The sequence below is a fragment of the Limosilactobacillus avistercoris genome, from assembly GCF_014836425.1.
Taxonomy (GTDB): Bacteria; Bacillota; Bacilli; order Lactobacillales; family Lactobacillaceae; genus Limosilactobacillus; species Limosilactobacillus agrestimuris.
In genome coordinates this window covers 1-22,792 of the sequence record NZ_JACSQW010000023.1, presented here as the reverse complement: position 1 = coordinate 22,792, position 22,792 = coordinate 1, and the positions used below count along the sequence as shown (strand labels likewise).

Genomic DNA, 22,792 nt, shown 5'->3' with positions numbered 1-22,792 from the left:
CTCTTTTTTAATCTTAACTTTTTTGAAAAGTTAAGCAACTGTTTGAGCCCTTTTCGTTGATGAAAAAGTACTTTATTTATCCAAACTTGTAACCAAATTTGGTCGGTGTTCGGTTACCTTTGACGAATTCAAAAGGTAACTTGCTGATGAAACTTGCAAGTAAGTTTCTGTTTGTTTTGTTTACTTTTTCGACAAGGAAAAAAGTAAATTGTCTTGGCTACTTCACAACAAGAAGTAGCACTAAAAGGGTCAAGGGAAAGATGTAATCTGTTCCTGCAAGCAATACAAGTGTCACTAATTAACGTAGTTAATGTGTACACGAAGTAAACTGCTTGCTAACGATGATAAGTGTTATAATTTGAAGTGAGATTGGGACGATTGACCGTAGGTCAAAGGACCTTTCGAACTCTCAAATTATTCTTGATGTGGAGGAATTATAATGGCGAAGTTGGTAAACAAGCACATTAGAATTACGGAACAGCAAGACCAACACTTATCATCGTTGAGCGCCAAGACAGGGTACAACGTCAACGAACTGATTCGTAAGATCTTAGATAACATTGATGACGTTACTCTGACGACGGCGCTCAGTCGGCAGCAAGCAACTGCTAACCGTGAGATGCAGTTGCTTGCTAGTCGAAAATACATTATGGATACGTTAACACGGACTCAAGTTTTTAATAATATTAATCAAATCGCCCACTATATTAATAAGTATCCTAATAACGATCTAGGAAAAGAACTGATTGATGCCTTTAACACCGTAACAAAAAGAATCGATCAACTGCGGAGTGATATTAATGAGCATTGTTAAAGTTATTAGTTCAACTAATGCTGGAGCAAATCTTAACTATTTAATTAATGAGAAAGCCCATAATACTGAACTAACTAGTCACCGTTCACTTTTATTTAACGGGCAAAATGTCTATGGTGATTATGCTAATAAAGTTAATGCTCGTTATCTTGCCGATCAGTATTGGGCAGTACGACAACGAGCAAAAAATCCAAATAAGAAGGTTCAAGTTTATCATTTAATTTTTAGCTTTAGTCAACAAGAATTTAATCCGACTAAACAAAATTTACTTCAACAAGCCCGACAAGCATTAAAGTTAGTTAATGACTTTTTGCATCAGCTATTGCCATCAACTGCTCAATATTTAGAAGCAGTCCAGTGTGATTCTGAGGGTAAAAATCTCCATGTCCACGTTTCCTGTAATTCAGTTCTTACCAATGGAAAAGTACTTGATACTAATCTAATTAGTGTTAACTCCCGAACCGTCACCAAAAATAAAAAGCTAGTCCATTATCTAGGAATCCGTAATAATTTTGATAACTACATGACTAAAAATTTTAAAAAATTAACTGGCCGCGAATTTAAGCCAGTTAAAGAAAATCAAGTTAATTTAGTTAACTCTAAAGCCGTTAAAATTGACGAACGTGGTGGTTATATTTGGAAAGAAGATCTAAAAGAACGCATTCTCGATGCCTTCAATAATACCGATAATTTTGAAGACTTTGAAACAGTCTTAGAAGCTAATAACGGGGTTAAAGTTAAACATCGCCAAGCTTCAATTGGTAAAGATGAGCACGGCAAAAAGATCTATCGTGACGCAATTACGTATACATTTATTGGAGACGACTTTACTTCTCATTCGGCTCGTGATTTTGGCTATGCTAAAGGTGGAGGTAAACGAGGACTTGGCCTTTCATTTACCCCACAATCTATTCAGCAAGAGTTTAAGCAACGCCAGAGAAAGAATCAGCAAAGTATCCAAGAACAAACTGAAACTAACCCTGACACTTCACGACAAACAAATGCTGAACAATTGCAACAGTTACGTCAACAGCAATTGTTACAGCAACAGATTAATCAACGATTTCTAGATGAAGAAAGCGAGGATGATAAATATGGCAATCAATCGAGGAAATCAATTCAGCAATACACATCCAGCAAAGAACAACAATTCGACACCAGCACCTATGACGCAGAAACCAAAAAGCGGAAACTTGACAACCAACGTCAACGAAATCAAATCAGACGTCAAAATCGTAAAGAAGCAAACCGAAATACTGACAAATCAAGTAAGAAACAACGGTCAAACATTAACCAATGTGCTAAGCAACCAAAACAATCTCGCCACACAGCAAGGCATGAGCCAAAGCAACCTCAACCAATCATTAAGCAACACGAACACGACATTGGCGGCCCTAGGTTCTAAGGTTGATGATGTCCGCGGTGATCAAGCAGTTATTCAATCATTACTAAATCGTGTTAAGGCCTTGGAAGATAAACCAGATGAACAACAAAAGCTGCTAGTCGAATATGTTCGTAATTTCGATACAACTAATCAACTAATCGGCAAAGTTCAGGAAGGTCAAGCTACTTTTGCCACTGGTGTTCAAACACTCCTTAAAAAGATAGCTACCTATGTTCAGAAAAAGAAGATCATGGTTGATGCTTCAACGATCGAAGAATTAAGGGCGGTTGTTGAAAAAAAGACTAATAATAAGCTAGGCGAATATATTGGTAACGTTCAACGTGAATCGATTGAAAAACAATTTAACCAATTAGCAAAAGCAATCAACGATCAAGAAGCACCCATTAAACGAAAAATGAACGATATGAATGGCCAATTAAATGAGCTTGACGATAAAATTTCTCAACTAGGTCAAATTGTTGTTGCTTTATTCTGGTTAATGATTGCTACATTAAGTGCCGGCATCTTTTCAGGATTTATTCTTTGGTTTAAGGGGTTCAAGCAACATCCAGTTGTAAGTGTAATTGCTTTAATCGTAATTAGCATTTTAGTTGCTTGGCTTTACCACAAAGCGGAGCAGGAGGATTCAGACAATGAATAAAGAACAATGGATATTTAAAAAGCACAACAATGACACAGTTGAAGTTGTCTCAACTACTGAATTTCAAAGAAACTTAAAAGACCAACTTACTTTACAATATGCTATAGAATCTTTGTCACTACCTACCGATCCTAATGTTGAATTAGTCAAAAAAATCCATCAACAGCTGCCAATTACAAATTGGGCTTGGACACTAACAAAACAACGAGAATACAAAGAAGCATTAAAGAAAGAACGACAACGCATTGCACAGCAATCATTTAATTATAAACAACCAGACGATGGTCCCTCATTATAAAATCATCATCTACTTCTATTATTAATTCCACTAAACAAGGAGAAGCAATAAGTACTACCAAACAGTAGCAACTATTACTTCTCCTTCTTCTCTAGATACTCTAACAAAATTGCCAATGCATCCATCCTATTATCAAATACTCGAATAATTTCCACGTTTGAGTAACTTAGCAGCTTGATAAGCCTTAGTACCTTGTAGCTATGAGAGTTAATTCACGTGTGGTAAGATGTTTGTAGGTCATTTGTGATGTTCCTTTACTTTTGTTTGTGGTTATTCAAAAGTCTATCACAAATGGCTTTTTTATATTTCTAACTTAATTTTACAAACGACGTTTTTAAAAAATTAAAAGTGGATTGAAGTCAATATTTGAGACAGGTTTTAAGAGACATTCAGAACCGCGTTTACTTTCCACAGCCCAAATAAATCATTAATCGTTATTAATAACTTATTTGAGCCATGGAAAGCATTAAATCAGGCGGCCATCTGGCTCGTAAGTGTTGCGATTTCAACTTGTAAGGGGGTCTGGGAGACCAGTGAACTATGAATTCTCTTCCTATTGTAGAAAGCATGCACATATTCAAAAAGGACAGCAGCGGCAGTTTCATAATTCTCAAAGACCGGCACTGGATAAACACATTCCTTTTTGAGGGAAGCATGAAAAGATTCCATTGGTGCATTATCGTATGGACACCCCTTACGGCTGTAAGAGTGGCGGATATGTAGTTCTGTTAACCGTTGGTTGTTCATCGCTGGTGTACTGTGATCCTAAGTCTGTGTGGATAATCAGGTCCCCAGTAATGGTTCGATTTTTAACCGCGCTTTCCAGGGCCTTTAAGACTAAATTAGTATCCATCTTTTTTGAGAATGAATAGCCGATAATTCGTCTTGAGTGCAGATCCATGATGGTTGATAAGTAACACCAGCCATTACGCTTCGTTTGAATATAGGTCATATCAGCGGTCCATTTTTGATTTAGACTAGTGGTCGAGAAATCCTGCTTAAGCAAGTTGGGACGCTGTTCAACCTTGGTTTTGGAAGCCGAAGCCGCTTTCCATTTATTGACGGGGACGGAGTGGATATCCAGTTCCTTCATGAGCCGGGAAATCCGTCTTGGGCTGCACTGACACTGCAGTGGTTGAAGTTCCAGATTCAATTCATGGTGGATCTTCATAACGCCGTATCGCTGCTTGAATTCCGCAAAGATCCGCAGAATCCGTTGTTTTAAGTCCTCATCTTCGGCCCGGCGTTTTGAAGGCTTTGGGGATCGATAACGATAATACTGAGCTCTGGAAACACCGAGGATTCGGCACATCTTAGTTACCTGGTGGTTATGGCTTTCTTGGTGAATGTAATCAAAAATATTGGTTACTTCTGCGCAAGGAAGCCCAGGGCTTTTTTAGGATTTCGTTCTCCTCAGACAGGGAAGCCAGCCGCTTTTTCATCGCTTTAATTTCGTCTGGCGATTTACCGGATTGAGTTTTGGCTTGGCCCTGGATCCACTTATGAACGGTTGAATAGCCAATGCCATATTCTCTGGCCAGTTGGGCGGCTGATTCGCCTTGTTTATATAGGTTGATGATGTTTTGTTTGAATTCTTTGTCGTAACGAGTTGGCATGTAAAAATTTCTTCCTTTTGAGAGACGATTTATTCATTATACGCTCTCTTAAAAGTTGTCTCAGGAATCAGCTTACATCCACCAGAATGAATTGACTTTACAAATAATTTAAAATAAAGCCTCTCAAGTTCAGCTGTTTTGAACCTGAGAGGCTAAATATTATGAATGATTGAATTTATATTATTGGTGACTTTCACCGAGTTGATTGAGGAAAGTGGCTAAATAATAACTTCCTTCTGCGTAATCACTGAGGCGAATGTGTTCATTAGGAGCATGCGGACCACTCTTCGCGTAATGAACACCAACCATTACTACTGGCAGATTAAGTGTTTCTCCAAATGGTTGAACCGGTCCGCCTCCTGCTGTATTCGGGACAAACTTTGTCATCGGACCATATACAACCCGAGCAGTTTTGAGTGCTTGTTGGACGAACGGGTCGTTCATTGGTGTCCGCCAAGCATCTTCCGCGACATTAAGATGTACTTCAAAATCATCATAGCCATTTACTCTTAACTGCTCTTTAAGCAATTCCATTACCTTCTTGGGTTCTTGGTTAGGTGCTAATCGACAATCCAGTTTGGCACTTGCTTCCTTTGGAACAATTGTTTTAACCCCAGCGCCTTCATAACCAGCAGAAAGGCCATTAATTGTCAGGGTCGTTCCGTTAACCAACTCCTCACGGGGGTGATTTGTAACCAGTGGTCGCTTTAGTCCATAGGTTTCTTTAACATTATCTTCGTCAAAATCCATTTCATCAACGGCAGCCTTTTCGTCAGTTGTTAAAGGTTCAATATCACTATAAAAATTCTTCACGGTGATTCTCCCCGTGTGAGAATCGCGGAGAGAACCTAAGCCCTCTAACAATCGCCAAGCAGCATTAGGAACATAACTTGCCAATGATGAGTGAATATCAGCGTTCGCCGTTTTAACTTTAATATCAAAACTGACAATGCCCCTGACACCTGCAACGACTTCAAAATGGTCTACCGAATTTTTGCCGCCGCCTTCCCAAATACAAGCATCTGCTTTTAATTCATCTTGGTGAGCATTGACATATAGCGGAACATGCTGACTGCCAGTTTCTTCCTCCCCTTCAACGAAAAACTTAAGATTGACGGGTAAACCACCATGCTCATTAAAGTATTTAACAACACCAAGGCGAGCCATTAATTCACCTTTATCATCACAAACACCACGAGCTACCAATTTTCCGTTCTTTTCGGTGGGCTTAAAGGGTGCCGATTTCCATTCGTCTAATGGTTCAGGTGGTTGAACATCATAATGATTATAAAAGAGAACGGTATAATCACTATGGCCATTAAATTCGGCAAAAACAACCGGGTTGCCACCCTGGTCATCCCATTTAGTTGCGATTTTAGCTCCTAAATCTTTAAAGGTTTGCACTAACCAATCACTAGTTTCATTAATCCCCTTATTTTGTGCAGAAATACTTGGATGTTCTAGGTATTCTTTAAAATCATACCAGTGGTCAAGGGCATATTCCTCAACCTTATTACGGTTTAGTTCCATTAGTTTTCACCTCCTAGAATTTCTGCTGACCATGCTGATAAACCTTTTTATCAACCTGTTGAACAGCACTAACATCAGCTAATGGGTTCTCCTTCAAAACAAGAAAATCGGCAAATTTGCCCTCTTCCAAACTTCCATAATCCTTATCAACCCGCAATAAAGTTGCAGAGCCTAATCCAGCAGCATGTAGTGCTTGATAATTCGTTGCCCCAGCCTTGACCATCAAACCGAGTTCCAACGGTGCATCTTTAAATTCATTAAAGGGCGTCCCCGAATCAGTTCCAAAGGCAAGGTTAACACCCGCCTGAAGTGCGCGACCAACATTTTCAAAAAAGTCATCTAAGAAAGCTTCCGCTTTATCTAACATATATTGAGGAAGCTTACCTTGACCAAATTTAGGAATTGTGTAACCAGCAATTAACGTTGGGGTCAAGTAAGTTCCCTTTTCTTTCATTAATTCAACATCTTCTGGTCGTAAGTAACAGCCATGTTCAACTGAATCAACCCCGGCAACAATTGCATTATGAATACCCTTTGCTCCTTCAGCATGGGCGGCAACCGTCATGTGTTTAGAGTGCGCTTCTTTAACCGCCATTGTTAATTCTTCCAGACTTAATTCGGTATCATCAACCTGGTCAGTTGCTGACATAATTCCACCAGTTGACATTACTTTAATATTTTTGGCGCCTTCCTTGAAAGCTAACCGAACTGCATGACGCATTTCTTCTGGAGAATCAACGAGGTATCCCCAAGTAGTTTCACCATGCTCACCTTCTGTAAAATCACCATGTCCACCAGTCATCGACATTGGCCGACCAGAGGGTAAAATTTCCGGTCCAACAAACGGGTGTTTAGCACGATACTTATTAAGTTTAATATCAACATCAAACGCGGCGCCACAATCACGAACGTAGGTAACACCAGCTCGTAATGCTGACCGGAGGTTCTCTAATGCTTGCAAGGTGACTTCAGTTTCCGTAAGGTAGTACAGCTTGTTGGTTAAAGCATCCATCATCATATGAGTATGGGCGTCAACCAATCCTGGCATTACATACTGACCTTGAAGATCCACAACATGATCTGCTTCGCCATGCTGGTTACCTGTCCCTAATGCAGTTAATCGACCGGTATCATCATCAACCGTAAACCAGGCATCAGGAGTTACTTTATTTTTAGTTCCAGTGAATAAATTACAGTTATGAAATAATGTTGTTGTCATTGTTAGTCCCTCCTTACTTTAGATACTTATTAAACCAGGCTACCATTTCAGTCAAACGTTTCATCCGTTGGTCAGGACGACCATCCCTTGACAAATCATGATTAGCGCCATGGAAGACAACTAGTTTGGTTGGCACTCCTTGAAGCTTCATCGATTGAAACATTTGGTAACCTTCAGGAATTGGACAGCGGAAATCATGGTCAGAATGAAGGAAAAGAGTCGGTGTTTGGACATTGTGGACATAGGATAACGGTGAATGTTGCCAATAAGTCTGCATACCATTTTCTTGATCGAGACTGGCTGCTAACTGGTCGGTAACAAATTCTGGTCCAATGTCGGAAATCATCATCGAAACCCATGTTGCAATACTCCGTTGACTAACCGCTGCTTTAAAACGATTAGTATGACCAATTACCCAGTTAGTCATGTAACCACCATAGCTACCACCAGTAATACCAACCTTGGTCGGGTCGATATCTACATACTGTTTCAGAACGGCATCTGTAAATGCCATCAAATCTGCGTAGTCAACTTGTCCATAGCGACCACGCAGATCAGCATATTCATCTCCTTGTCCTTCCGAACCATGTAAATTAGTAAATAGTACAAAGTAACCGGCATTAGCAAGGACTTGCATTTCATGGAAAAAACTGGTGCCATAAGTTGCTCGTGGACCACCATGGACCTCAAGAACTGCCGGATATTTCTTACCAGATTGATAATTAACCGGATACAGTACCCATCCATGACATTGACGATTAGTGGAATCATAATATTCAAATTCGTGCATTGTCGCCACTGACCGCTTTTGCAAGAAGCGATTATATTTCGTTACTTGTCTCAAATCACTACCATCATATTGATAAACCTGTTGCGGTTGATCAGCCGTCGTTGCAGTGAAGACAAGTCGCTGATTTTCTGAAGCTAGTGAATTAACTGCACCAGGCCACTTAAAGGTTAAATTAATATGTTGACCATCAAATGAATATACCTCAGTATGGTCAATAACGGTTGAAACAAAGTACAACTTACCATCACTAACAGTGCTACTGTGACCACCAACAACGGTCATATCATTAACCACAATATTGCCAACATTGTGGTCCCATTTAGCTACTAAATGCAGGGTGTGACCAGAATAACGGTAGAAATTAGGGTTCTCACCCATCCCATAGATCTTGCAGTTACTTGCTAGAACAAATAATTGATCCTTTAAGAGAGCAATAGTATCTACTCGATATTGATTAGGACGAACTAATTCCTGTAATTCTTGATTGACAAAATCATATTTATACAGACCATCCTTAAATGGTCGTGAATTTTTGTAACTTACCCCACATAAAAAGAGTTGACCATCTTGGTACCAATAATTCGAACAATCAAAGTCCTGAGGTAGCAAATCATTTAATTGTTCGGTTGCCGAATTAAACACCCACAGGTGGCGTCTTGTTTGGTCAACCAGTCCCTCTTCATTTGACCAATAGGGAACCTCTTTAAGTTCATGCCAAGGCTTATTCGGTTCTTTATCTGGTCGTTGTGTTCTGCCACCGAGCAAAAATTGTCCACCGGCAAGTTTCTCCAAAACCTTTAATTGGTGGTCTTTTAATAAAACCGTCTTACTTGTTTCATAATTTTTTACATCATAAAAATGAAGACGTGTGTGCTTCGTTTGTGTATTAACCGTCGTGTAAACTAATTGGTGGTCACCATTAAAGGTAAAGCCAGGTTGGTTATTAGTCTCAACAACCATTACAGGTGTTTGGTCAAGAGGTTGAAACCATAGTTGCCAACGATAATGTTCAAGATCATCAGCGTTGGCGCAGGCAGTTAACCATGCCCGAGCGCTCAAATGGGTTTTCAAAGCACCGGTATTCGTTAAATTAACGAGGTCATTAACATTTAAACCATTCATGATTATCATCCTCCTTATTTAACATCCAACCGGTTAACAACTCGCCGTCCTTTCCGATAAACGGCAACCGCTTGTTCAAATGCTGAAAAATCATCGAATGGATTCTTATCAAGGACAACAAAGTTTGCTTCAAATTCATTGTCAACTTTCCCGACATAATCATCCACCCGTAGCAATTTAGCAGCCACAGTTGTCGCAGAATTTAATACCTGCTCCGGAGTCATTCCCGCATCTAAATACATTTTTAATTCATTAACGACCCAATGGCCGAAGGTGTTATATGGAGTTCCGGCATCCGTTCCCATTGCAACGGGAACACCCGCCTTAACAATCTTACGGATGCTTGTAAGATGAGCTTTTGCAACTTGGCGCGCTTTCTTTACCATAAAATCTGGAAGGTGGTCAGGATTTTCATAAATTGCCCGTGGAGCGACCAAGGTTGGGACAACAAAAGTCCCGTGCTCTTTCATTAACTCAACAGCTTCGTCATCCATAAAAATAGCATGTTCAACCGAATCAATTCCGGCACGAACGGCATTCTTAATTCCTTCAGTTCCTTGAGCATGGGCAGCGGTTGGGAATCCTTTATGGTGGGCTTCAACGACGGCAGCATGCATTTCTTCTTCTGATAATTGAACATCAAAGGGTGTTTCTCCTGGAGAGGCCACGCCACCTGTAGCCATTAACTTAACATTCCGCGCTCCCTCTTTTAAAACCGTCCGGGCACCTTGGCGAACAACATCAACACCATCAACCTCTAAAGTTCCATCATCGGGATTACCACTCTTGTTGGAACCATGACCACCAGTCATTGATAAGGCCCGACCACTACCAACAATCCCTGGTAAATCAGGAAGGTTGAGTTTCATTAATGTCAGGTCAATATTATCAGTTGAGCCAACATCACGAACGTAGGTTACACCAACTGATAACGCCTCTTTTAGATTTTGCATTGCTAAGACTGTTTTAGAAACTGTATTTTGTGGTCGACTAGTCCAATAAAAAGGATCAGCTGGAATTGTCATATGAGTATGAGCATTAATTAGGCCGGGGGTCACAAACCTTCCTGTTAAATCGACGCTTTGATCAGTGTTACTATTCTTACCAACATTTTTAAAATAGCCATCTTCAACGGTAAAATCTGTTTTGACAAATTCATGGCCATTAAAAACTTGAGCATTTTTATATTGAACTGCCATAATAAACACTCTCCCTCTTTAATCTATTTCTTAAGCCAACGCAACATAATGACCTGGCTTGACTTCGCGTAAAGGTACATTTGCTGGTTCTTCATCATAAGTAAATTGTTTTCGTACTCGTTCATAAGTAGGATCTGGAACTGGGACCGCGGATAATAAACTCTGTGTATATGGGTGCAGTGGGTGATTAACAATTTCATCTGCTGTTCCTAATTCCAAAAGCTTGCCATGATACATAACCCCAATACGGTCAGAAATATATTTAACCATCGAAATATCATGAGCAATAAAAAGGTAAGTTAAATTTCTAACCTCCTTGAGGTGTTCCATGAGTTGAACAATTTGTGCCTGAATGGAAACATCCAAAGCTGATAATGGTTCGTCAGCAACAACAAATTCTGGTTCAACCGCAAGTGATCTGGCGATTCCGATCCGTTGTCTTTGACCACCTGAAAATTCATACGGATACCTATTCATAAGGTCTGGTGTTAGCCCAACCAATTTCATGGTCTCCGCGACTTTTTCATCAAATTCTTCACGATTGGTAGTCTTTTGGTGAATTTTAAGTCCTTCAGCGATAATGTCACGAACTGACATCCGGGGATCCAAAGACGAGTATGGGTCTTGAAAAATCATTGAGGTTTTTTGATGAAACTCCTTCAATTTTTGATGTTCCTTTAGTTTAGTGACATCCTCACCGTCATAAATAATGTCACCAGAAGTTGGCTGATATAGATTTAAAATGCACCGCCCGGTTGTTGTCTTACCTGAACCGGATTCACCTACTAGGCCAAAGACTTCACCACGTTGAATATTAAAGGAAACATCATCAATCGCATGGACTTCATCAGGACGTCCTTGGTGGAAATATTTCTTTAAATGGTGAACTTCTACTAGGTTTTCAGTCATCTTGATGAGCCTCCTTTTCAACGAGTTTTGCATAATGTTGACGACGTTGATCAAGCTTATCCGTTAAATGAACTTTTGGTGCTTGTTTGTCCAACAGCCAAGTTGCTGCGTAATGAGTATCACTGACCTTAAAGAATGGTGGTAATTTCTTAAAATCAATCTTTAGAGCATACCGATTACGATAAGCAAATGGGTCACCAGCTGGTGGATTAATTAAGTTTGGTGGTGTTCCTGGGATCGATTCGAGATCACCACCATCCATCTCCATCGTTGGTGTCGATTTTAGTAGGCCAACTGTATATGGATGTTGGGGATAGTAAAAAATATCATTAACTGACCCGAATTCAAGAATTCGTCCAGCATACATTACTGCAACCCGATCAGCTACCCCAGCAACTACGCCTAAGTCATGAGTAATGAAAATTACTGCTGTCCCTAACTCGTCCTTCAGCTGTTTAATAAGCTTTAAAATTTGTGATTGAATGGTAACGTCAAGCGCAGTTGTTGGTTCATCTGCGATTAAAATTTTGGGATTACAAATCAAAGCCATGGCAATTACAATTCGTTGCCGCATCCCACCAGAAAACTGGTATGGAAAGTTTTTAAACCGTTCTTTAGCATTGACGATTCCCACCTTTTCCATAATTGCTAACGCTTTTTTCTTTGCATCTTCCTTATTAATGTCCTGGTGTTGCAATAGGTGTTCCATGATTTGTTTACCAACCCGCATAGTTGGATCAAGAGCAGTCATCGGATCTTGGAAAATTTCTGCAAGATCATTTCCCCGCAGTTTTTGTAATTCCTTTTCAGGCAGTTTTAATAAGTCACGACCCTCATATTCAACACTACCGCTGACCACTTCTGCATTCTTAGGTAAGAGTTGCATGACAGTTTTGGTGGTTACAGATTTACCGGAACCAGATTCACCAACTAATGCGAGAACTTCACCGGGGTGTAGTTTCAATGTTACATTGCGAATTGCGTGGACGGTCCCTTCAAGGGTCTTAAAATCAACCGAAAGATTTTTAATTGTCAGTACGTCTTCTGCCATTTATTTCTCCCCCCTCGTATTAGGATCAAATGCGTCCCGTAATCCATCACCAAGTAAGTTGAAGGCAATCATCATTAAAGATAGGACGAGGACCGGTTCCCATAATTGGTATTGATAGAATTGGAACCCTTTTTCACCAGTATTTAACAATGTCCCTAATGAAGCATTGGGCGCTTTAACACCGATTCCGATAAAGGAAAGTAACGCTTCCAGGAAAATTGCTGCCGGAATTGTAAACATTGTCCGTGTAATAATCACACCCATGGTATTCGGTAAAATGTGACGAAATGCGATTTGCATGGGACTTTCCCCCATTGCTTGAGCAGCGAGAACAAAATCAGCACTCTTGATTTGCATCGCTGAGGCACGCACTAATCGTGCCATCAAAACCCATGAACTAAGTGCAATTGCTAGAATGATGGAAACCATTCCTGGCTTTAAGATGATCAGTAAAAGCATGATTAATACTAATTCTGGAATTGAACTAACTATTTCAATGATCCGTTGTAAAATATTGTCAACACGATCGCCACACCATCCGGAAACGAGACCGTATGGAACACCAATTAAAATATCAACAAGGGTGGCAAATAATGCAATCATTAATGAAATTCGCGTGCCATAAAGGAGTCGTGAAAGCATATCGCGCCCTAGTCCATCGGTCCCTAGTGGATAACTACCATTAGTGAACGGCTTCAAGTTTGATAAGCTAACATTTTGTGCGTTAGGATCATGGGGCATCCAAAATAGGGAAGCCACTGATACAACCGCAATAAAGAGCAGAAAAATTAAGGAAACCATCGCAGCATGATTATGCTTTAACTGATGCCAAGCTTTCTCATGAAAGGATAAGGACTTTGGGGCAACTCCACTTTGAGCGGCAGTCACTTCATCGAGATTGACAAACTGAAATTCTTCATTTTTTGAAGTAGATTTTTTAGGTGTCTCCATCTTAATGTTCCCCCTTTTCCTTTGAAAGAATTCGTGGATCAACTAATCCATACACAACATCGGTCAGCAACAAAATGCCACATAGTAATAGGCAGTAAAACATTGTTAAGCCCATGATTACTGGATAATCATTAGCCAAAACTGAGTTAATAAATAACTCACCGATTCCTGGAACCGAGAAGATATTTTCAACCACCATTGAACCAGTAATAAGGGTAACTGCTAATGGGCCAATTAATGTTAAAGCAGGAATAATACTATTCTTTAATGCATGGTGGAAAACAACCTGTGGGACCGATAATCCTTTTGCTTTTGCCAACAAGATATAGTCAGAATTTAAGACTTCCACCATTTCTGTCCGGACAAATCGTGAAACTTGGGCCATTGGTACAGCCGACAATGCGATTGTTGGTAAGATGGTTGATGGGAAACCGTCCCAACTGGCTACTGGGAACCATCCTAATTTAAAACCAAGATAGTACTGAAGTAAGATTGCCAGAATAAAGCTGGGGAATGAAATACCGATAACCGCTAGTGTACTACTGGTAGCATCAGCCCATGTCCCCTTTTTTAAGGCACCAACACATCCCAAAAGAATCCCAACAATAACCCCTAATACCAAGGCTTGAAAACTAATGAGGATGGATGGTCCTACCCGGTGACCAATTAAGGAAGCGACCGTCGTACTATTATATTGGTAGGACATTCCAAAATTACCGTGGAGAACCCCTGTCATGTAAGAAAGGTATTGTTGCCAAACGGGCTTATTTAATCCATATTGTTTTTCAACAGCTAACTGTTGAGCCTTTGAAAGCTTCATTGTGTTCCCAAGAGGCGATCCCGGAATCATCTTCATTAAAAAGAATGTTAAGGTGGCAACAATGAATAGAGTTAGCACCATCATTAGTAACCGTTTAATAATATACTTTCTCATAAAATCCTCCTGTTCTTATAAATAAAGAAGGCCTAACAGAGGAGCAAGCGGGCCTTCTTTATTTAAGCTTCGGATATTAGTTTTACTTCTTCCATTGAGCGTATTGGTATTGAGCAACGGTATTAAATGGACCGTAGTTCAAACCAGTAACATGTTTAGAAACTAAGTGTGCTTGAGCAGCAGTGTACAGAGGAACACCATCAGCATTAGTGTGAACTTGCTTATTTGCTTCTTGAAGAAGCTTGTAACGTTCACTAGCAGACTTTGTACCATCGTTGGCTTGGTTCAGTAAGTCATCAAGTTTCTGATCAGTGTTGTTAGTAAAGTTAACCTTGTTGCCGGTCTTCAAAAGAGAAAGGAAATCAGAAGCATCAGGAACATCAGAATTCCAATCTGTTAGGTTCAGTTCAAACTTACCAGCAAAATCACGACTAACGTGTTGTGCGTGTGGTAATGTTGTAACTTCAACCTTGAGTCCCTTAAATTGCTTTTGTAATGTGGATTGAAGATATTCAGCCACTTGCTTTTGATCATCGGTGTTATCTGCCAATAGATTTAATGTCATGTTCTTCTTACCAAGATCCTTTTGGGTGGCTTTCCAGTAATCTTGAGCCTTCTTCTTATTTTGCTTTTGCAGATGGCCAGCTTCTTCAGCAAAGTCTTGACCATTCTTTGGATTCTTCATATCACCTTTTGGTACCCAACCAGTAGCACCAACAGAGCCATCTTGGAGAACCTTCTTCGCTAATTGATTGTTATCAAAGGCGTAGTTAACGGCCTGACGGAAGTTTTCATTTTTTGTTAAGTCATTCTTACCATTGAAGTAGAGGTAATATTGGGTTGCCATTAAACTAGTATGTAGTTCTTTGTTATTTTTATTACCCTTAACGTAATCAGCAGTAACTGATGTTTCTTGAACTTTACCAGACTTAAACAAGTTTTGAGCGGTGTTGTTATCTTTGGTGACCTGAACATTAACCTTGTTCATATGAACATTCTTTTTACCATAGTATTGATTGTTCTTTACGTAGCTCCAGTTATCATCACTACCACCGGTCCAGTTTACAACCTTGTATGGTCCGTTATAAACGGCCTTATCGGAAGTTGAACCATACTTACTTCCTTCTTTTGACAGGACTCTGTGGTTAACTGGCTTTAAAGAAGCAAAGTTGTTCCGAACATTAACCGTTGGTAACTTTTTACTAAATGTAAATTGCACCTTATCTTTTCCGAGCGCTTTAACGCCAAGTGCTGATGTTGGGGCTTGACCTTTAGAAACTTGTTCGTAGTTTTCTAGATCAGCAACGCGATCGGCAGCTTGTGACTTAGTTTTTGGATCTGCCCAGTGTCGCATCGAGGCTACATAATCTTGAGCAGTAACAGGATCACCGTTACTCCATTTCAGCCCCTTCTTTAAAGTGAAGGTCCATGTCTTACCATCATTCGTAACTTTTGGTTGACTAGCAGCTTCACCAAGAACCACCTTATTGTTTTTGTCATACTTTAAAAGCCCTTCAAATGACTGTGTTTGCATCGATGAACTTGGTGTTTCAATTGTTTTAGCAGGATCTAGCGTAACTGGATTTGCTTTTAAAGTAACGTTTAAATCACCACTTGCTTTATTTTTATCGTTATTACCACAGGCTGCTAAGGACATTGCTGTTAAAGCTACACCGGCTAAAGTTAATACCTTCTTGTTCATTCTCATAATAAATTCCTCCCGTAAGGCTTATAATATAAGCTCTCTTTAATCTAATTTTAATCTTACTAATAAATGTCGGATTCCATGTTCTTCCCCTCACTTAGAAAACTTGCTTTAATTGAACAAAAAAAGTCCTAAGCAGCGCTACAACTTATGCTGCTTAGGACGATCCATTTATCGTGTTACCACCTAATTTCATTTAGTCATCACTGACTAAACCTCTGACGTACGTATTCATACGCTAGCACGATAAAGGGTGCATTCTTGGTAACTTTACTATTAGTTCAAGTTACCATGCTCAAGGATGATTTTAAGAAATTACCCCGTGTCTCTCTTTCACCATTCATGAGAGCTCTCTACGCACTTCGTAAATTCTTACTGTTCCTCTCAAAGCATTTCCTTTGTTCAATTAATTGTTGCATTAAATATTACTGAGAATACTCTCATTTGTCAACGATTTTCTAACATTATTTTTAATATTTTTTGTGAAAGCGATTTATTGATGATTATAATAAGTCTAAGCTGAATATTTAGTAAAGAATATTGATAGCATTCCTAACGATTCACTGAAATTTGTTAGGTCACAAAAAACTGGAAGAAATTATCAACCCTTCATGACACGACTTGGTTTTGCGCTTACCTCACTTTCTAAAGCACATTTAATCGACCGTCCAAAAAGAAGGAACTACTATCCTAACCAAATTAGGCACTGATATTAATGCTAATAATAAAGAATATGTTCATAAATTGGTAATAAAAGGAAGGCGACATAACAATTAAGCAACTAGTACTTCCAATTAAAGACAGCAACGCGTATATGTAAGGATCTAATACCATCATATCTTGTCTCACCAACTACTCTCTTTACCGCCTCTAATTTTCTATTAATGTCTTTTAAGGACATATCATACTTTTTTTACTGAACTTTTTTCTTTTACTTATTCTCTCTTTATATTGGTATGTACTTTTATTATTATAGCCTGTCATTAAAATTAATGGTTTAAAAACCGGTACATCAGATAAGGCCGGAGCTTGTTTTGTTAGTACAGGAAACTATCAGGGACACCAAATTATTACAGTAGTCCTTCATGCTAATGGTAATAATAAAGATAACCGATTCGTACAAACTCAAGAACTGTATAAAATGCTAAAACAAGACTACCACTTGCAAGAAATTAGCCTACCTAAAAAGATCACTAACGTTAAGATTAAATATGGAACACGACAAACAATAACTACCACTCCGAAAAAACTTACCATTTGGAACAATAAACCTTTAAAGTCTTTCACTATTTCCCAAAATTTTAACAATAAACTGATCAATAATACCCAGAACCTACAAGCCCCCGTAAAAAAGGGCCAACGTATTGGAAGTATCAAATTAACCAGTCCAACACTAAAAACAATATCTAATGAACCACTCACGTACTCACTATACAGCAATGAAACCGTACAAAAAGGAAACCTATTAGAAAGATTATTCAACTAAACTACACAATCTTACACTATTTAATATCAACCAACATTAACGAACAAAGTTGAAACTTTGTTCGTTAATGTTGGTTTCTTTAAAGCGTACTTCGCCTTAACTCCCCCACCCTAGGAAGCAAGCTCTGCTTGCGCAGCCTTGCTCTCTCGAAACCTAGCCTATCTGTGGCTAAAAAGTTTCGAGAGAGTTCTCTCTCATTCAACCCATCGCTTATTTACTCAACCAACAACTTACGTTATTAGCTCAGCAAATAAGCAATGCAGACAGTTTAAACGCACCCCGCCCTTGTCCTTGTTTATCTCAGGGTTGGTTTTAGGTTTTCTCTACATTCAAAGAGAAATCTTCTGCGAGGACCCAAAGAACTCGCGCGATAAACAAGGTTGTCCGTAGCATTTCCGAGGCTTCCTATGCCACTCTTTTAGCATTATGTGATAAATACTGGGATTGGAATTCCCATAGTTGTTAACTACAATTCCTACACGTCCAAGGAATCACGGGCGATTACGAGATGCGACTACGATGCAGTGCCACTGCTAGCGAGTTTAACGGTTGCGACCCAAAAGAAAAAGCCGACTAGATTAACTAGTCGACTTTCGTGATTTTAGGGTTTAATTTCACTGATAATTTTGCGTAGCTATATCTTGAAATTTTAGTCTACTTCCCTTAAAATTGATTGTATTAAAAGAAATAGACAACCCCGATTGACTACTTGTCCTAGTTAATCGGTAGCTCGTTAAAGTACGCCAATACTTTAATGGGCTTTTTCTTTACTCTGATTTATTCAATTATTAACTGTGTTAATAATTACATATTTTGTTATTTAATACAATAGTTTTTTAAAACACGTATATATACGCATATATATTTATATACATATATATGCTTGAAGAGTTTGTTAACAAAAGCTATGATAGTAGTGTAATTACTACCAGGAGGTTTTAACATGAAAACTTGCGTAATGTCTTTTTGTAATCAAAAAGGCGGTGTTGGAAAAACTTCAACAACCGCCTTAGTTAGTTATAATCTTGCCAAAATGGGATATAAATGTTTAACAATCGACTTTGATCCCCAGGCAAATCTTACTTCTCTTTTTATTAAAACAAAATCTAAATATAGTTCTAGTGTTACTCCAATTAAGACTTCATTAATGACAGCAATTAAAAATAATATTGATTTCTCACAAATAACTATTCCAGTTATTGATAATCTTGACTTAATTCCTAATGCTTCAGACTTTTTCCTTTACTCACGTTTTCTTGAAAATACCTTTAATAATGAAGCAGAGCGGGTCCAATATTTAGCTGATAAGATAAATACCGATTTACGAAATAAGTATGATTTTATCTTTATTGACGTCCCGCCAACATTTGGATTGGCTAACGATTCAGCATTTTATGCCTGCGATCAATTAGTTATTGTTTTACAAACTCAAGAACGAGCTTTAGACGGGGCTAAAGTATTGGTTAACTATCTTCAATCAAATCTAATTGATGAATTCCACTCAAGCGTTGATATTCTTGGCATTTTACCGGTACTTTCTAAGCGAAATGCACAAGTTGATACTGAGATTTTGAATTCTGCTATTCAGGAATTTGGTTTAGAAAACATTTTTAGCAGTCATATTATGACTATGGAACGTGTAAAGAGAATGGATATTACCGGAATTACTGATGGTAAGACTGATATTTGGGACAAACGAACTCATAAAGCATATATAGACGTTGCAAAAGAAATTCTTGAACGATTGGGAGTAAAAGAATAATGTCACTACTTCAACATAATAGAAAATTATCGGATAAGGTAAATGTACACGTGAAGAATCAGGTTAGACGTGATGAAATTGTACCTAAAACTCAATCAGTAACCTTTACCCGTAATCTACGAGTCGATAATCATATTACTAACCAAGTAGCTGCTCTAATTGATTTAGGAGTAGCCGAAAATACCAAGCAATTAATTAACGACTTAGTACAATCACGTATTAATCAATTAAGTAAAGAAGATCAAAATAGATTAAATAAGGTAGTACAGTCATTAGAAATGAAAGATTTCTATACTGTTAAAAGTCGTCTAAAAGATTAATGCTCCTGATAGTAAAAATGGTGACTTTACAATTAGAGTTAGCCGTAGCATGGAACTGAACCATGCACGGAACTACTGTTCTATTGCAAAAAATAATTCTAAGGGTGCCTTTGATCGTAAAGAATTCAAAATTCCTGTAGTTGTTGCACTTAATTTGCTAGATACTGAATATATTCCTCACTTTTTTAATCCAATCGATTAATTAGGGTCCATTTGTGATGAATCACCCCTGTTTAAACAGCATTATTTATGGCAATATGTACAACTATTACATAATAGGCTATTATATAGATGTACATCTATATGAGAGGTAACGTAAATGGATTATCAAAAATTAGCTAACTTGCTTAAGGTAGTTGCTGAACCAAATCGGCTTAAAATTCTTGAAATGCTTTCCTGCGGTGAAATGTGTGCCTGCGACATTCTTGATCACTTTGATTTTACCCAACCAACGCTTTCTCATCATATGAAAGTATTAGAAGATAAAGGATTGGTCATCGTAAGTAAGAAGTTAAAATGGCATTACTATTCATTAAATCCAGACACGACTGCACTTATTATTAACGGCTTAACCCGTACGCTGTCCAATACTGACAATTGTATGTGTAAGGATGCTAATTAAAAAAGATAATCCTTTTATTTTTACCGCAAACATAGATAATCATCTATATGAGGGGGATTAATATGAAGACGTCGAAAAACCTATCATTTATGGATCGTTACATGACCCTATGGGTGTTTTTAGCTATGGCACTTGGGATTTTAAGTGGATTTATTTTCCCTTCCTTGCCTAAGTTGATCAACAGTTGGTCAGTGGGAACTACGTCTATTCCGATTGCAATTGGCTTAATCTTAATGCTGTACCCGCCATTAACTAAGGTTAATTATGAAAAAATGGGTGATGTATTTCGTGATAAGAAAGAACTAACTTTTTCACTAATCCAAAATTGGATTGTGGGTCCCCTGTTAATGTTTGCTTTAGCTATCATTTTTCTGCGAAATTATCCTAATTACATGATTGGCTTAATTATGATTGGGCTGGCACGTTGTATTGCGATGGTCATTGTTTGGAACGAATTAGCACATGGGAATAATGATTACGCTGCTGGTCTAGTGGCTTTGAATTCAATTTTTCAGATTATCTTTTATTCTATTTATGCCTACTTCCTTATCAGTGTTTTACCCAAGCTATTCGATATTAAAACGCAAACGGTTAATATTACCATGGGTGAAATTGCTAAGACTGTCTTTATTTATCTTGGTATTCCTTTCATTTTAGGAATTGGTTCTCGCTACCTAATTATTCATCGTAAAGGCAAAGATTGGTTTGAAGAGAAGTATGTTCCTAAAATTAGCCGCATTACTACTTGGGCATTACTTTTTACCATTGTTATTATGTTTTCAGTTAAAGGAGCGCGAGTAGTTCAACTTCCATTAGATGCTGTTCGAATTGCAATTCCCTTGCTTCTTTACTTTGTTTTGATGTTTTTTATCACTTTCTGGATTGCAAAGAAGACAGGCACAAGTTATGAAGTTTCGGCTACTCAATCGTTCACAGCTGCAAGTAACAACTTTGAATTAGCCGTGGCAGTTACCGTTGGTATCTTTGGATTAAATTCAGGAGAAGCATTTGCGGCCGTTATTGGCCCCATGGTCGAAGTACCAGTGATGATTCTGTTAGTTGATGTGGCATTGTGGATTAAGAGAAAATTCTATTAAAAGCTATGAAAAAGATTTATTTCCTATGTACTGGTAATTCTTGTCGTAGCCAAATGGCTGAAGGATATGGCAAAGGATTGCTCAAGGATCAATATGAATGTAGAAGTGCTGGTGTTGAAAAACACGGTCTTAATCCTTACGCAGTAGAGGCCATGGCTGAAGACGGCATTGATATTAGTCAGCAAAAATCAAAGCTGATTGACTTAGATTATTTCAATGCGGCTGATTTAATTGTGACCTTGTGCGGTGATGCGAAAGACCGCTGTCCTATAATTCCTCCCCAAGCCCAAAGCCTTCATTGGCCCTTACCAGATCCAGCGCAGGCTAAGGGAACACACGAGCAGAAAATGATTGTATTTCGTCAAGTACGTGATGAAATTAAACAATTAGTTAGAGGATTAATTTAGGGGCTATTTCTTATAAATAGCCCCTCGGAAACGTTGAAAAATAAACCCCTAGCTAGACGTAATGCCTAGTTAGGGGTTATTATTTTGCTATATTGAATTATTCACCCTGATTTTGTGGGTTAATGGCAACTGATAAGATGTAATGTGATAACTGATTATCGGCAACATCTTGGACCTTAAACAGTGTCCAAACTCGTTCGGCTGGTTGCGTATCTTGTAAGTAACGACGAATGCCGGCCAAATAAGGCTTAACTCTTTGTAAATCCATAAACAGCATACCGTTTTGTAATAAACATTGCCGTTCTGCACTACTAAGCTGCAATCCAGCTTGAAGTTGTAAGTCCTCATCAGTTTCTGCAATAATTTCACTATTATTTTTAACCATCATGAGTACCTCCTAGGATCATTTCTATTCACAAATCCTATTCGGCGCTCGTGAGCGCCCTTAGTAAAAATTACTTCCTACCCAAGGTGCTTCTACTGTCATGATATAATTGAAAGGCTGTCACATACTCACTTAGAATCTACTTTCTAATGTTGGGAGGTGAGAACCTATGAATAATCTGCTAACCTATCTTTTACACTATTTATCACAATTATCCCTCGTGGTAATTCCCGTTTGCCTGGCGTATTGGTTAAACCATCGCAAGTGATAAATAGTCAGTGACAGCATTCAACCCACAATTAAAGCCCCTTGGTAATTATGGCGGATTACCGAGGGGCTTTTGTGTTGGTGAGAACTTAATACATAATCCTCAACTATCTTTTACACTTATATTATAACACGTAGATTGTAATATTTAAGTTAACAGTTAAATAAGTGGACAAGAAAACCCACAAAGGTCTTTAATGGTGTCGCTAAACTAATCCAAGAAAGAAGGACCTTTATGGGCACCACTATATTATCATTTCAAG

Annotated in this window: 23 protein-coding genes and 1 other annotated feature; of the genes, 10 read left to right on the top strand and 13 right to left on the bottom strand. The window is 38.5% G+C overall.

Features of this window, described 5'->3' with window-relative positions; genetic code table 11:
* Positions 1-439: 439 nt before the first annotated feature.
* From mobC to H9564_RS07740, 4 genes are read left to right on the top strand one after another with little or no spacing between them, the layout of a single operon-like run.
* Positions 440-814: a plasmid mobilization relaxosome protein MobC gene (mobC, locus tag H9564_RS07755; RefSeq protein WP_086132329.1), complete on the top strand. Its 375-nt coding sequence runs from the start codon at positions 440-442 to the stop codon at positions 812-814.
* Entirely contained in the window at positions 801-2,219 is a 1,419-nt protein-coding gene (locus H9564_RS07750) for a relaxase/mobilization nuclease domain-containing protein (RefSeq protein WP_098039533.1), read from the top strand. Before mobC ends, H9564_RS07750 begins: the two co-directional genes overlap by 14 nt.
* Entirely contained in the window at positions 2,200-2,859 is a 660-nt protein-coding gene (locus tag H9564_RS07745) for a hypothetical protein (protein WP_086132675.1), read from the top strand. The genes H9564_RS07750 and H9564_RS07745 overlap by 20 nt, the downstream gene beginning before the upstream one ends.
* The gene (locus H9564_RS07740) at positions 2,852-3,157 is read left to right on the top strand and encodes a hypothetical protein (RefSeq protein WP_086132674.1); all 306 of its coding nucleotides are present in this window, start codon (positions 2,852-2,854) and stop codon (positions 3,155-3,157) included. Before H9564_RS07745 ends, H9564_RS07740 begins: the two co-directional genes overlap by 8 nt.
* Before the next feature lie 471 nt (positions 3,158-3,628).
* On the opposite strand, the gene H9564_RS09365 is transcribed toward H9564_RS07740, so the two are convergent.
* The 12 genes from H9564_RS09365 to H9564_RS07680 form a co-directional block, all read right to left on the bottom strand.
* On the bottom strand, positions 3,629-3,826 hold the full coding sequence (locus H9564_RS09365) for an IS3 family transposase (protein WP_404804694.1): 198 nt from the start codon (positions 3,824-3,826) through the stop codon (positions 3,629-3,631).
* Positions 3,827-3,851: 25 nt separating this feature from the next.
* Positions 3,852-4,469: an IS3 family transposase gene (locus H9564_RS07730; RefSeq protein ID WP_191684911.1), complete on the bottom strand. Its 618-nt coding sequence runs from the start codon at positions 4,467-4,469 to the stop codon at positions 3,852-3,854.
* Between the two features lie 40 nt (positions 4,470-4,509).
* The gene (locus tag H9564_RS09285) at positions 4,510-4,773 is read right to left on the bottom strand and encodes a transposase (RefSeq protein ID WP_086132560.1); all 264 of its coding nucleotides are present in this window, start codon (positions 4,771-4,773) and stop codon (positions 4,510-4,512) included.
* A gap of 180 nt (positions 4,774-4,953) precedes the next feature.
* Complete coding sequence (locus H9564_RS07720) at positions 4,954-6,303, bottom strand: M20/M25/M40 family metallo-hydrolase (RefSeq protein WP_086132559.1); 1,350 nt, start codon at positions 6,301-6,303, stop codon at positions 4,954-4,956.
* Between the two features lie 13 nt (positions 6,304-6,316).
* A complete protein-coding gene (locus H9564_RS07715) occupies positions 6,317-7,522 on the bottom strand; it encodes a metal-dependent hydrolase family protein (RefSeq protein ID WP_086132558.1) in 1,206 nt (401 codons plus the stop codon).
* A 13-nt stretch (positions 7,523-7,535) separates the two neighbouring features.
* A complete protein-coding gene (locus H9564_RS07710; RefSeq protein WP_152743061.1) occupies positions 7,536-9,434 on the bottom strand; it encodes an alpha/beta hydrolase family protein in 1,899 nt (632 codons plus the stop codon).
* A gap of 14 nt (positions 9,435-9,448) precedes the next feature.
* The gene (locus H9564_RS07705; protein WP_152743060.1) at positions 9,449-10,633 is read right to left on the bottom strand and encodes a metal-dependent hydrolase family protein; all 1,185 of its coding nucleotides are present in this window, start codon (positions 10,631-10,633) and stop codon (positions 9,449-9,451) included.
* A gap of 30 nt (positions 10,634-10,663) precedes the next feature.
* Entirely contained in the window at positions 10,664-11,542 is an 879-nt protein-coding gene (locus H9564_RS07700; protein WP_086132556.1) for an ABC transporter ATP-binding protein, read from the bottom strand.
* Complete coding sequence (locus tag H9564_RS07695; protein WP_086132555.1) at positions 11,535-12,593, bottom strand: ABC transporter ATP-binding protein; 1,059 nt, start codon at positions 12,591-12,593, stop codon at positions 11,535-11,537. The genes H9564_RS07700 and H9564_RS07695 overlap by 8 nt, the downstream gene beginning before the upstream one ends.
* Positions 12,594-13,544, bottom strand: a complete 951-nt coding sequence (locus tag H9564_RS07690) for an ABC transporter permease (RefSeq protein ID WP_086132554.1) — start codon at positions 13,542-13,544, stop codon at positions 12,594-12,596.
* A gap of 1 nt (position 13,545) precedes the next feature.
* The gene (locus H9564_RS07685) at positions 13,546-14,478 is read right to left on the bottom strand and encodes an ABC transporter permease (protein ID WP_098039538.1); all 933 of its coding nucleotides are present in this window, start codon (positions 14,476-14,478) and stop codon (positions 13,546-13,548) included.
* 82 nt (positions 14,479-14,560) lie between these two features.
* A complete protein-coding gene (locus tag H9564_RS07680; RefSeq protein ID WP_225209616.1) occupies positions 14,561-16,186 on the bottom strand; it encodes a peptide ABC transporter substrate-binding protein in 1,626 nt (541 codons plus the stop codon).
* A 152-nt stretch (positions 16,187-16,338) separates the two neighbouring features.
* Positions 16,339-16,580: a binding site (T-box leader), on the bottom strand.
* 2,032 nt (positions 16,581-18,612) lie between these two features.
* On the opposite strand from H9564_RS07680, the gene H9564_RS07670 reads away from it, so the two are divergent.
* The 6 genes from H9564_RS07670 (at position 18,613) to arsC (ending at position 21,877) form a co-directional block, all read left to right on the top strand.
* Entirely contained in the window at positions 18,613-19,431 is an 819-nt protein-coding gene (locus tag H9564_RS07670) for a ParA family protein (RefSeq protein WP_098039537.1), read from the top strand.
* Entirely contained in the window at positions 19,431-19,751 is a 321-nt protein-coding gene (locus H9564_RS07665; protein WP_086132632.1) for a DUF5388 domain-containing protein, read from the top strand. The genes H9564_RS07670 and H9564_RS07665 overlap by 1 nt, the downstream gene beginning before the upstream one ends.
* Positions 19,752-19,800: 49 nt before the next feature.
* Positions 19,801-19,953: a hypothetical protein gene (locus tag H9564_RS07660; RefSeq protein ID WP_158227647.1), complete on the top strand. Its 153-nt coding sequence runs from the start codon at positions 19,801-19,803 to the stop codon at positions 19,951-19,953.
* 117 nt (positions 19,954-20,070) lie between these two features.
* A complete protein-coding gene (locus H9564_RS07655; protein WP_047767119.1) occupies positions 20,071-20,373 on the top strand; it encodes an ArsR/SmtB family transcription factor in 303 nt (100 codons plus the stop codon).
* 62 nt (positions 20,374-20,435) lie between these two features.
* Positions 20,436-21,470 (top strand): ACR3 family arsenite efflux transporter, encoded by a 1,035-nt coding sequence (arsB, locus tag H9564_RS07650; protein ID WP_191684910.1) that lies wholly within the window; start codon positions 20,436-20,438, stop codon positions 21,468-21,470.
* 5 nt (positions 21,471-21,475) lie between these two features.
* Positions 21,476-21,877: an arsenate reductase (thioredoxin) gene (gene arsC / locus H9564_RS07645; protein WP_191684909.1), complete on the top strand. Its 402-nt coding sequence runs from the start codon at positions 21,476-21,478 to the stop codon at positions 21,875-21,877.
* Between the two features lie 97 nt (positions 21,878-21,974).
* On the opposite strand, the gene H9564_RS07640 is transcribed toward arsC, so the two are convergent.
* A complete protein-coding gene (locus H9564_RS07640) occupies positions 21,975-22,265 on the bottom strand; it encodes a hypothetical protein (RefSeq protein ID WP_225209615.1) in 291 nt (96 codons plus the stop codon).
* Between the last annotated feature and the right edge of the window lie 527 nt (positions 22,266-22,792).

Coding starts and splice junctions, on each gene's coding strand:
- mobC (WP_086132329.1), top strand. CDS start 440: ATGGCGAAGTTGGTAAACAAGCACATTAGAATTACGGAACAGCAAGAC.
- H9564_RS07750 (WP_098039533.1), top strand. CDS start 801: ATGAGCATTGTTAAAGTTATTAGTTCAACTAATGCTGGAGCAAATCTT.
- H9564_RS07740 (WP_086132674.1), top strand. CDS start 2,852: ATGAATAAAGAACAATGGATATTTAAAAAGCACAACAATGACACAGTT.
- H9564_RS09365 (WP_404804694.1), bottom strand. CDS start 3,826: ATGGAATCTTTTCATGCTTCCCTCAAAAAGGAATGTGTTTATCCAGTG.
- H9564_RS07730 (WP_191684911.1), bottom strand. CDS start 4,469: ATGTGCCGAATCCTCGGTGTTTCCAGAGCTCAGTATTATCGTTATCGA.
- H9564_RS09285 (WP_086132560.1), bottom strand. CDS start 4,773: ATGCCAACTCGTTACGACAAAGAATTCAAACAAAACATCATCAACCTA.
- H9564_RS07720 (WP_086132559.1), bottom strand. CDS start 6,303: ATGGAACTAAACCGTAATAAGGTTGAGGAATATGCCCTTGACCACTGG.
- H9564_RS07715 (WP_086132558.1), bottom strand. CDS start 7,522: ATGACAACAACATTATTTCATAACTGTAATTTATTCACTGGAACTAAA.
- H9564_RS07710 (WP_152743061.1), bottom strand. CDS start 9,434: ATGAATGGTTTAAATGTTAATGACCTCGTTAATTTAACGAATACCGGT.
- H9564_RS07705 (WP_152743060.1), bottom strand. CDS start 10,633: ATGGCAGTTCAATATAAAAATGCTCAAGTTTTTAATGGCCATGAATTT.
- H9564_RS07700 (WP_086132556.1), bottom strand. CDS start 11,542: ATGACTGAAAACCTAGTAGAAGTTCACCATTTAAAGAAATATTTCCAC.
- H9564_RS07695 (WP_086132555.1), bottom strand. CDS start 12,593: ATGGCAGAAGACGTACTGACAATTAAAAATCTTTCGGTTGATTTTAAG.
- H9564_RS07690 (WP_086132554.1), bottom strand. CDS start 13,544: ATGGAGACACCTAAAAAATCTACTTCAAAAAATGAAGAATTTCAGTTT.
- H9564_RS07685 (WP_098039538.1), bottom strand. CDS start 14,478: ATGAGAAAGTATATTATTAAACGGTTACTAATGATGGTGCTAACTCTA.
- H9564_RS07680 (WP_225209616.1), bottom strand. CDS start 16,186: ATGAGAATGAACAAGAAGGTATTAACTTTAGCCGGTGTAGCTTTAACA.
- H9564_RS07670 (WP_098039537.1), top strand. CDS start 18,613: ATGAAAACTTGCGTAATGTCTTTTTGTAATCAAAAAGGCGGTGTTGGA.
- H9564_RS07665 (WP_086132632.1), top strand. CDS start 19,431: ATGTCACTACTTCAACATAATAGAAAATTATCGGATAAGGTAAATGTA.
- H9564_RS07660 (WP_158227647.1), top strand. CDS start 19,801: ATGGAACTGAACCATGCACGGAACTACTGTTCTATTGCAAAAAATAAT.
- H9564_RS07655 (WP_047767119.1), top strand. CDS start 20,071: ATGGATTATCAAAAATTAGCTAACTTGCTTAAGGTAGTTGCTGAACCA.
- arsB (WP_191684910.1), top strand. CDS start 20,436: ATGAAGACGTCGAAAAACCTATCATTTATGGATCGTTACATGACCCTA.
- arsC (WP_191684909.1), top strand. CDS start 21,476: ATGAAAAAGATTTATTTCCTATGTACTGGTAATTCTTGTCGTAGCCAA.
- H9564_RS07640 (WP_225209615.1), bottom strand. CDS start 22,265: ATGATGGTTAAAAATAATAGTGAAATTATTGCAGAAACTGATGAGGAC.